At 62.8% G+C, this 10399-nt stretch carries 8 protein-coding genes; 2 read left to right on the forward strand and 6 right to left on the reverse strand.

The features are described 5' to 3' along the window. The 6 genes from PO883_RS33010 to PO883_RS33035 all read right to left on the reverse strand — a co-directional run. Window positions 1–6194: PLxRFG domain-containing protein (locus tag PO883_RS33010; protein ID WP_289313556.1), on the reverse strand; the 6194-nt coding region annotated here is incomplete at its 3' end. A gap of 241 nt (window positions 6195–6435) precedes the next feature. Beyond that, window positions 6436–7710 (reverse strand): replication initiator protein A, encoded by a 1275-nt coding sequence (locus tag PO883_RS33015; protein WP_289313557.1) that lies wholly within the window; start codon window positions 7708–7710, stop codon window positions 6436–6438. A gap of 112 nt (window positions 7711–7822) precedes the next feature. Continuing rightward, the gene (locus PO883_RS33020; protein ID WP_289313558.1) at window positions 7823–8185 is read right to left on the reverse strand and encodes a hypothetical protein; all 363 of its coding nucleotides are present in this window, start codon (window positions 8183–8185) and stop codon (window positions 7823–7825) included. A gap of 82 nt (window positions 8186–8267) precedes the next feature. Further along, complete coding sequence (locus tag PO883_RS33025; RefSeq protein WP_289313559.1) at window positions 8268–8453, reverse strand: hypothetical protein; 186 nt, start codon at window positions 8451–8453, stop codon at window positions 8268–8270. Next, complete coding sequence (locus tag PO883_RS33030; RefSeq protein ID WP_289313560.1) at window positions 8450–8875, reverse strand: type II toxin-antitoxin system VapC family toxin; 426 nt, start codon at window positions 8873–8875, stop codon at window positions 8450–8452. The genes PO883_RS33025 and PO883_RS33030 overlap by 4 nt, the downstream gene beginning before the upstream one ends. After that, entirely contained in the window at window positions 8872–9129 is a 258-nt protein-coding gene (locus tag PO883_RS33035; protein ID WP_289313561.1) for an Arc family DNA-binding protein, read from the reverse strand. Before PO883_RS33035 ends, PO883_RS33030 begins: the two co-directional genes overlap by 4 nt. Window positions 9130–9318: 189 nt before the next feature. Between PO883_RS33035 and PO883_RS33040 the strand changes: the two genes are divergently transcribed. Both PO883_RS33040 and PO883_RS33045 read left to right on the forward strand, forming a co-directional pair. After that, window positions 9319–9672 (forward strand): hypothetical protein, encoded by a 354-nt coding sequence (locus PO883_RS33040; RefSeq protein ID WP_289313562.1) that lies wholly within the window; start codon window positions 9319–9321, stop codon window positions 9670–9672. A gap of 2 nt (window positions 9673–9674) precedes the next feature. Further along, on the forward strand, window positions 9675–10358 hold the full coding sequence (locus tag PO883_RS33045) for a recombinase family protein (protein WP_289313563.1): 684 nt from the start codon (window positions 9675–9677) through the stop codon (window positions 10356–10358). Window positions 10359–10399: the final 41 nt, after the last annotated feature.

The raw sequence follows: 10399 nt of genomic DNA on the forward strand, positions 1-10399 counted from the left end.
ATCGGGGTGGTCGGATTTTTTTCGTTCCAGTCGTCGCGCCACGCGCGCGCCTCGCCAACCATCGCCATGTCGCCGGCGGCCAGGCCCTGCGCCCAGTGTTCGGCGATTTCCATCGAGCGCATGCGGTTTTGGCCTACCATATTCAGGGCCTGGCCCTTGGCGTCCTGGATGTCCGCGGTGCTGTTCGGCTGGAAGCCGATCATCTTCATCAGCGCCTCGGCGTTGCTGGTGTCATTGACGTTGTAGCCGCGGGGGTCGCGATAGGCACCGGAGGTCATCATGTCGGCGCCTTTTGCGACATTGCGCACGGCGGCCGGCGTGATGTCGAGCGCGGCGCCGGACAGATCGCCGCCCAGCAGCTTGCCGGACCCCGTAAATGCCCGCTTGGCGATGTCGCCTGCGGGCCCGGCCAATTCGCCCAGGTCGCGCGCGTACGAATCCTTCTTCGTCAGCAGTCCGGTTCCTGGAATCAGGTTACCCATGCCGAAGCGGCCAGCGACATCGATCGGCATGCCTGGCATGCTCGATACGCCCTTGAGGACGAAGTCCGCGCCGCCCTGGCCAAGCGTGTCGGTCAGGAACGCCTGCTTCGAGCGCTTGCTGGAAAAATTGTAGCCCAGGCGCTGCAGGATGCCGTCAACGGCGTCTTCCAGATCCTGCTCGAACGGCAAGCCATCGGCGCCGCCCATCAGCATCAGCACGGCCAGCATGTACAGCGCCGCGCGGCGCCCGGCCGCGCGCTCCGTTGAGCCCGGCGCGCCGGCGAATGCCATGCGCGACAGCAGTTCCAGGTAGCCGATCGAATACTGCTTGAACGTCATCAGCAGCGAGCCGGCCGCGCCGCGCGCCCATTTCGGCTTGTTGCCCGAATTATAGGTGCCCTGCGTTTGCGCTACCGCGTCCTGCGCGACCCTGGCAGGGTCTGCCATCCCCTCGTCCACCGCAGTCCGGTAGGCCGCAATGAAGGTAATGCGGCGGTTGGTCAGCTCCGCCATGGCAAATAGCTTGCCCCAGCCCAGCGCGACCTTGGCCATGGCATTGTTCAGGTGGGCCCGGGTGTTGCCCGCCCTGGTGCCGTCGCCAGCGCGCAGTGCGCCCTTGCCCGACGCTTGCGCCTGCAGGTAATGCACTTCTTGGGGCGCGACGATCCCTTCCTCGGCCGCCCACTGCATCGCGACGTCGAGCTGGGCGTCGCCGGTCACATCCTTGGCCGCGTCCCTCATGGCGGCCGCCAAGCGCGCGCCCGCCTTCGACAAGCCCCCGAACTGGCTCAGGTAGGGCAGGGTCATGGTGAAGGGCTGGGTAAGGTTGACCATGGCGGACGCCACCGAGCCGCCCAGGAACTGGGCGAACATCAGGCCCCCGAGCGGCGCCCCCGCTTCCGGATTGCGGATATGCTCGCGCAGCTGCATGGCCGCGTCGATCAATTCGCCCTGCTGCTTTGGGATCTCGGTGACGGCCTCGTCAATCTCGCCCAGGTGCGCATTGCCGGCGGTCAGGCGAGCGTTGCTGTAGATGAAGCCGGCGAGCACCCGGCCGGCATCCTCCGAAAAGCCCGCGATGCCCTTGCGCTGGATCATGCGCTTCATCGAGCTGCGGTTATTTTTCGCCAGTTTTAGATAGGTCTGGTACACCTCGGTACTGGCGGCGCTGGCTTGGCTGTCGAGCCCGACCATCGAACCGAACAGCTCGATCGTCTCCGGCGAGACGCCGGCGAACAGCTTATAGGCGTTGGCCGACACGGTACCCTGCGATACTTGCGCGTCCGGATGCCCGGCGCGCATCTCGCGCGCCATCTTCGACGCCTCGTATTGCGTCTCGAACATGCCGAAATATACCTGTTCCTCGCCCTGCTGCACGTACACGGTGTGCTTGCCAAAGCGCGACAGCGGCGCGTAGCCGCGGTCCATCAGGTCTTTGCCCTTGTCGGACAGGTTCATGATCTGCCTGGCCGTGTCGAGGTGCATGTCCGCCTTTTCCGGGTCCAGCTTCGCCAGGGCGATAAAATGGTCGCGCAGCAGGGCGGCAGCTGCCGGCAGATCCGGCGCCGCGACGGCTTGCTCCAGCATGCCCTTGGCGTCCTTGCCGCCCAGCTTGACCATTTCGCTGATTGTCAGGTTCGTCAGGCTTTTGTCGAGCGCCGCGCGGAACTGACGGTACAGCGCGATCTGGTCGGCCGACAGGTTGAACATGGCGCCCAGCTCCGCATCGGACCACACCACACCAGCGCGCAGCTGGGTGGCAGCGAAGCGGCTGTCGATGATTGAATCGTAGACGTCGTGCGGGTTGTGCTGCCAGGCGCGGTCCTGCTGGTCGTCGATGATGCCTTTTTGCAGCAGCACACGCGCCTTCTCGTCCGTGGACATGCCCGCGGCCTGCTTTTCAAGCTTGTCAATCTTGACCGGTTTGCCGTTCGCGTCGCGCGCCCAGGTCAGCGTCCCCTCGAAGATGGGCGCGCCGATCGCCTTGGTATCGGCAGCCGTCAGCGCCCTTTTGCGATTCTTGCCGACGATATCGGCCACGTTCTCCAGCTTCGGCAGCAGGGTTGGCGCCAGGTCGGCCGCCACCACCGCATTGCGCGAAACGTCGCCCAGGAAGCGCTGTACCGCGCCGTAGACCGCGGCGAAAGGTGGCTGCCGCTTCGCCAGATTGTCCATTGTGCCAATCGACTTGTGCCACCAGCTCAATTTGCCGGTGCTGTTGAACAGGTCGCCCACCAGATAGTTCGTCGGCAGATGCACCTCGGCAATGCTGTTGGCGGCGCTGGCCAGGGCGTCGCTCAGGCTGGTGCGGCTAAATGCGATGGGCGGGTCGGCAGGATCGACAATCTGGCTGTCCTCGAACCACGCTTGGAACGCCGGCGTGGCGCCAGGTACCACGGCGTCGCGCGTGGCATTGTTTTCCGCCCAGGTCGCGACCATGATGGCACGCACGGCGTCGACGTCGCGCACCAGCGCGGCCACGTCGAAGCGCGAGCCGCGCAGGATCTTGATCAGCTTGGCCGCCACTTCCATGAATTTATAGGCGACGCTGCGGAACAGCGAGCGGTCGGCCTTGGCCAGGTCGGACCAGAACACCGGGTCCATCCACATGCCGCCGTTGATATCGGCGATGACTTCAGCCTCGGCCTGATCCTCGGTGACATCCTGGGACCCGTTTGCCGCGTATTCGCGCGCCTGGCGGTTTTCCACCACCCCGTCTTTCAGGTACGCGCGGATCTGCGTGCGCAGCTTGGCGCCCAGTTCGGGATTCGACTGTTCGAGTGCGTGCAGCGTTTCGTGGCCCGCGATCGCCAGCTCGGCGTTGCGCATGCCTTCGGTCAGGTACGCTACGCCGTTGTAGGCCACGCCGTCGAACTCCGCGTTCTTGCTGACGAAATTGACCTCGATGCCCAGTACCTTGCCAACCTGGCGTGCCAAGGCGAACTGGGCGTTGGGAGCGGTGCGCAGCGCGCGTACGGGCGCCATGCCGGATTTCGCCAGCTCGCGGTTAAGCTGTTCCGTTGCCTTCATGGCGCGCAGAAAGTCAGCGCCGCCTAGTTCGAGTGGTGCGGCGGTGCCGGCATCGGCGCCAGCGGGAAGTGTTGGCAGGGAAGGAAGGCCATCGCCGTGTAAGTATTGTGCGTCACGGCTATAGAGCAGACGGGCGAGCTGGGGGCTTACACGTTGTAGGAGCCGCTCTGAAACGTGATCCAGAACTTCTCGCCCTCCGTCTCGTCCAGCCTCTTGTAGAACTGACTGGGTAAGAACCGCTCTCTTAATATCAGACACCCCAATCGGAGGCGTATACGCTCCTCCACTGGAAGGAAAGAATAGGTCATAGGCTCGGCGAACCGATTCTGCAGCAGTTCTAAAATCCGCGTTTGTGAAAGGAACTGCATCCACTCGCCCGATGTGCCGTACCCTTTCATCAGCGCGCTCAAATCCTCGTTCGACAACGCTTCCACTGTCGGCCGGTCCCAGCCCATCTTCATCAGACCATTTTCCGACATCGGATTGGTCAGCTCGAAGTGCCCCGGCAGGTGCCCGAACGGGTGCGCGCTCGAAGCGGGCGCGGGCAAAGTTGTAGGTGACATCGGCGATCTCGGGGAAAAAGTGCAGGATGTTAGTGTAGGATGAAACAAGCATTTCCTGCAAGTTGTGGGCATCGTCGCCTTCACGCCAGGCGACCGGGCGCACATCGGCGCCACCGGCCGTCTGCGTCGCCTCGACCTGGCGCGCGTGCGGCGCCAGGTGTTTCGTGGTGCCATGGCGCAGCGCCGACGAGATCATGTGCTCGGTGCGGCGATACAGCGCCTTGTCGGACAGCCCGGCCGGGTCGCCGATAAACGTATAACCCGTGTTGTGGGCGAGCGTGGCCACCGCCTGGTAGACGGCCGATCCGGAGCGGCCTTCCTTCCAGTTCGAGATATCGAGCCAGACATGCTTGCGTTTCGTATCCCGGAAGACAAAGGCGCGGCCGGCCTGGCCGCCGCCGGCATCGATCATCCACACCCGGTCCGCAGCCGCGCTGGGGCCGTCGCCGTCGGGCGCTTCCATGTCTTCATCGACGCGCATGCCCGGCGCCATGTCCCCCAGGACGCCGGCAAGGGTCTTGGCCTTGCTGTCCGGCAGGCGGAAAGCGGCGTCGTCGCTGGCAATCTGCGAAAAAATGTCCACCAGCGGGTTGTCGGTGTCGATCCGCGCGCGGCTAAACATCAGCTTGTCGGGCGCCTGGCGCAGGTACCCGCCATCGGCGCGCTGCAGGGGGGTCATGCGCAGCGCGATATTGCGCGCCGGCGTGGCGGGCCCGCTCGACAGCTCGCGGATCACGACTTTTAGACGCCCGTTCTTCTCGGCCAGCTCGCCCTGCTGGGCGAATGGTCCGCCCTTGCGTTCGCGCAGCCCCGGCAGCGCGGCCACGGCGGCGTCGTAGCGGCACTGGTAGCTGCCGATCGCCTTTGCCAGGCCATCCAGATCCACGGCCTTTTCCAGATCTTCCACGGCAGTACGCATGGCGGAAGTGGAATACTCGGCGTTGTCGCGCCACTTCGTGTCACCGGTGGCCAGGGTCGAGCCATCGGTGCGCAGCACCGCCAGCGAGGTCCAGTAGCCGTCTTTGCCGCTTTCCATCGTCGCCTGCAGCTGCAAGCCGCGGAAGCGCCCGATATCGATCGTCTTGGCGTCGCCCTTCGCCAGGCCAGCCGACACGTCCGTCGCCAGCTCGGCGATCGCACGCGCCGCGTCAGTGCGCGCGATCATGTCCTTGCCCTCGACCTGCATCAGGAACGTCTGCTGGTCGCCCATGGCCGAGCCGACGGCCGCCAGGGCGCCATCGAGCGAGGACAGGCGGCGCCCGCCGACGTTGATCGACACTTTTTTCTTCTCACTGCCGCCTTGCTGGTCCTTGACGGCCGCCAGCACGGCGCCGCGCGCGCGCGATCCGTCGCTGAAATGCTCTCCTTCCACGCTGACACTGCGCGCGGACGCATCCGCCTCCATCGCGGCGACCCCGGCCTTGATTGCGGCGAAATCCGCCTCGGCAAGCAGTTTGCGCCCGGGCAGGCGCGCGATCGCGTCCTCGGCATCCTCGATCTGGCCGGTGATGCCCCATTTCTTGCGCGCGTGCTGGCGTTTGAGCAGTTCCAGTTTGTCAATTTCCGACATCAGTTTGACCCGTTCGAGCAGCAGCGGGTCGCCCGACGCCAGTGCAGCGAGCTCGGCCATGCTGACCGAGTCCTCGTCCTCGAAATCCATGGAGAATGCGCCGTCGTACTTACGAATCGCGTTGATGGTCTTGAGCTTGGATGCATTGAGCGACCACATTTTTGCGTCGATGGTGCGCTCGGTGGCGTAGGCCAGGATTTCCAGCTCGAACTTGTCGATGCCATACTTAGCCAGCAGCAGGTTGCCCTGGCGAATGCCGCGTCCTTCGCGCTGCTCGATGTCGGACGGCTTCCAGGTCACATCGGCATGGTGAATGGCCACGATGCGTTGCTGGACGTTCGTGCCGGCACCCATGCGCGGGGTGGAACCGATCAGGACCCGCACCGTGCCGTCGTTGACCGCGTCGAACAGGGCTTGCTTTTGAGCGTCGTTATTCGCTTCCTGGATAAACCGGATTTGCGTTGCAGGGATGCCGCGGGCGACCAGGTTGTCCTTGAGTTGCTGGTAGGCGTTCCAGCCGCCAGCCTGCGCGTTGCGCAGCTCGTCCATGTCGTTGCTATCAAACCGTTCGAGCTGTTCGCCGCGCAGGCGCTGCGCGCTTTCATCCCCTTCCGCATGGGCCTTTTTCAGGGCCGTGACGATGCCGTCGTACTCTTTCAGGAGGTGTAAGCCGGAACCCCAGAAAATTCCGTCACCAAAGCTAAAACTAGTCAGATTTATGCAACTTTGAATAAGTTACGGCTTATGTGACAACTCTTAGCAGCAAAACTTCTCGTTTTCTGATTATCACTTAACCGGTCGTTTGCATGACAGGTCCTGCGCTGACTCGGAACAGAAAAATCTGGGGTTCCGGCTTACACCCCCTTTTACCAGCAGCACGCCGCGCAAGACGATAAACGAACCGGCCGATGCCCAGCGTGATCAAAAAATAATCAGGGTGTACGGTCAGCACGTCCGGCTGCTTGCCTTCGACGATCTGCTTATGAATCCACTTCGGGGCTTCTATCTCGACTGAGGAAATACGCCCGGTGTCTGTTTTTGACAAGATTGTGTAGTCGTTGATTAACCCGACCGCCCCCGTTTTTTGATCTTTGCTGCCAGCGCGCTCGGTCTTAATCGTGGTTCCCTTGAGCCTGTCTAGGGCCGCTGCCACTTCTTCAACCTGCCGAGAGCCATCGCCCCGGCGCGCAAACTTCAGGATGTCGGAGACGTGCGGCCTGAACGTGCGCCCCGGCTTCTCACCCTTACCGTCGCGGTAGCGATTCATGGCTTCTGTGAGGTGCGAAACCATCATCAGCACAATGTCATAGTCCCACACGCTCGCCATGCCGTAGGCGCCTGCTGAGACCTCAACAAAGCCGTCCGATAGCTCGTATCGGATCAGTTCACCCGCTCGCTTGTCCTTTTTTCCCAGCCGGAACACGGCCACATCCATGATGTGGCGACTATCGCGGCCGCCCATGTCGTAGAAGGGCGTCACAAAAAAATCCGCTTGTTCATCGCCCTCGGGCGGCTTGCGCAGCGTGCCGCTTGAGGCCGGGTTTTGCCCACTACTGGACGCGGCGGCCGGACGGTCGTTCTCATGCAAAAAACGCCGCTCGGCCTGGTCGAATGTCTCCCCTGGCCGGGCCTGCGCCTCGATAAGTTTGCGGCGCTTCGCCCTGATTTCGTCGGTGCGTGAGTGGATAGAGGAAGCCGGCGCAGCGCCCGGTTTCACACCGGGCATCACGCCGGCACCCAGGATGCTCCCCAAGGGCTGGAAACCATCCGCGCGTTTCGGCTCTGGCTCCGTATTTGGGTCGGGCGTTGCCAAGAAGCGGGCCGCCGTTTTGGCGAACTGCTTGGCCTTGTTCTCACTTACGCCGGAAGCGATCAGGTTCAAGCGGTATTCGTTCGCGCTCAAGGCATCGCGACGGGCGTTCGCTGTTTTGACGGCGACAACGCTGGCGTCCTCGGCAGGCAGGCCCATCGCAATCAATTGGTCGCGGAAGGCCACTTCATCAAAGTGGCCTGCCTCGCTGTTTAACGCTGTCTGTCCTGGGCCATCTTTGGTAATATTGGTCATGGTCATTTGCCTGTTTTGGTGATGGTCAGCGGCCCTAAATGAGTTTCGCCACTCCGGGGCCGCACCCAGCCCAACACTGTTAGCGCGGTGTTGGGCTTTTCTTTTGCCCGCGTCAGTGCGGGCCGGATTCCTCGCACCAGTTGGACGAATCCACGATGATTTCCGGATCGAGGTGCGGCACGTCGGCCAGCGTCGTGAGAGCCTTTTCAAACGTCCGAAAGCGCACCGGGCGGCCTTCGTGAGTGATGGCGCGCAAGGTCTGCCCCTGACGGACATACAAGGCGAAGCCGTGGCCGTCGTCGGGGTAAAGCACGGCCTGCACACGCTCCGCGTCCGGGGTGTCGCAAGCGGCGCTCAAGCGGTGGAACGTCCACGCCCTGCCCTTCTTCACCTTCGGTTCCATCTGCTCGAAAAACCTGCTCACTGGCGCCTCTACCGCATCGAGTGATGTACCCAAGTGTTGATCTTCATTCATCTTCGCCACTCCTAAAAAACCGGCGTTAGCGCGCCGGGGTTGGTATTGGTGACAAGCAGATCTCGCCGGCGAGATCCGTTTGTCACCACGTCGTCACGGCGCGTTCTGCGCCGTGTGTTCTGTCGCCCTGCCGCTCTTTCAAGCGGGCAAGCTGGGCACACATCCCGGCCATGACTTTTCCATGCGGGATGCTCGGTCGTGGATCGTCGATGGCGGCCTGAATTTCTGCGGCCAGCCATGCGGTGTGTTTCTCTTGGGCCGTGGTCACTGCGCCACCTCCCACGGATTGATGACGGCCAACCCGGCCGCCTCGAAAGGGCTGGTGTCGCGTGTGGCAACGCTGAAGCTGTTGGCAAGGGCGACGGCCGCAATGAAGGCGTCGGCCGTTTCGATGGCCAAGCCAGCAGCGCGGGATTTGGCCAGCAGCTCGGCATAAGCTTTCGTGCAAGCCATATCGAACGACAGCACGCGATTTGCGAACATCGGCAGCAGACGCTTTTCCAAGTTCTCATGCAGGGCATCCCGGCGCTTTCCGGCCGGCATCAGCGCGATACCCGCGCGCAGCTCGGCAACCGTGATAGCTGACAGGTAGAGCGATTCCAGCGCCTGCGCGTCGATCCAATCAATCACGCGGGCATTGGGTGCCTGCCGCTGCGGCTCCGAAATAACGTTGGTGTCGAGCAGAATCATTCGAAGCTCGCTGCACGAGCTGGGGACTTGTTGCGCCCGCTTTCAAACAGGGCGTGTTCTTCATCGGTCATGCCGCCAGCTTCGCGGGCGATGGATGCTAGGAACGAACCAAGTTTTACGCGGCCCTCGGGCTTCGCGGCCCGTTCCAAGATACAGCGGATTTCAGCCTCGGTACTACGGCCATGCTGGGCGGCTTGGATTCGGATGGCCCGATGCACTTCATCAGGCAGGTTTCTTACGTTTACGTTTGCCATTTGGTATTTATCCTTTGTGACCATATCATTGATACCATTGTATATCTAAAGCACCAAAACACAAGCATTTTTCATGCTGACTGGTCAATTTGGGTGGTCAAAAATAGCCTAGCCAAATTAGATTGGCCTTTGAGTTATTGGCCGGGTCTGCTACGCTAGGCCAAGATGGCTATACCCAAAGGAGCCGACATGGTGACACGCATCGAAACTTATGGCTACGAACTCACTCCGCAGCCGGCCGCGCTAGGCGGCGGGTGGCTGCTGCGTCTTCTGGCGGATGGTCAGGAGTTGGGGCGGCGGGCGTTCCCCCCTGTCTCCGGCATCGAGGACAAGCAGCTAGCGGCCGCTACCGCTCACGATGACGCCCTGGCCCGCGTCACGACCTGGCTGGCCTCGATAGAGGCGCGCCCGCCCAGCATGCGGCCCGGCCGATGGGGCGGCATGTATTTACTGATACCGGATGACGAGTTGCTGTCCTCCGAGCTGCCGGCAGGCAGGCCGCAGCCCGTTACTGTCGAATGGCCCAAGGGCGACAAGGCATGAATATGACGACAAGAAAGAAAGCGGCCAGCTCGGCCACGCCTATGAAGGTGGCACGCATCTACATGCGAGTCAGCACGGAAGCGCAGGACTTGGCACGCCAGGAATGCATTGCACAGGCCGCCAGGGCGGCCGGGTACTACATCGCCGGCATTTACCGGGAAAAGGCCTCGGGCGCACGCGCCGACCGCCCCGAGCTGCTGCGCATGATCCACGATCTACAACCCGATGAAATCGTGGTGGCCGAGAAGATCGACCGCATAAGCCGCCTCCCCCTGGCCGACGCGGAAAAGCTCGTGGCCTCGATCCGGGCCAAGGGCGCGCGGTTGTCGGTGCCCGGCATCATCGACCTGGGCGAACTGGCGGCCGAAGCGCAAGGCGTGCCCCGCATCGTCTTGGAATCCGTGCAGGACATGCTTTTGAAGCTGGCCCTGCAAATGGCCCGCGACGATTACGAGGACAGACGGGAACGCCAGCGCCAAGGCATCGAGCTTGCCAAGGCTTCGGGCCGGTACGCTGGCCGCAAGTCCGATACCAGCACCCATGCTCGCATCGTGGCCCTGCGTGAAGGCGGCAAGAGCATCGCGGAAACGGCAAGGCTGGCCGGGTGTAGTCAAAGCCAAGTAAAGCGCGTATGCGCGATGGCCCGGTCAGCGGTTGGCGACAAAAAGGAACTGGCCAGGTCATGAACACGGGGGACAATTTGGAGCCAGCTGGCACCGGAAGCGGC

Origin of the sequence: Massilia sp. DJPM01 (assembly GCF_030348125.1) — a bacterium.
Classification (GTDB): Bacteria; Pseudomonadota; Gammaproteobacteria; order Burkholderiales; family Burkholderiaceae_D; genus Telluria_A; species Telluria_A frigida.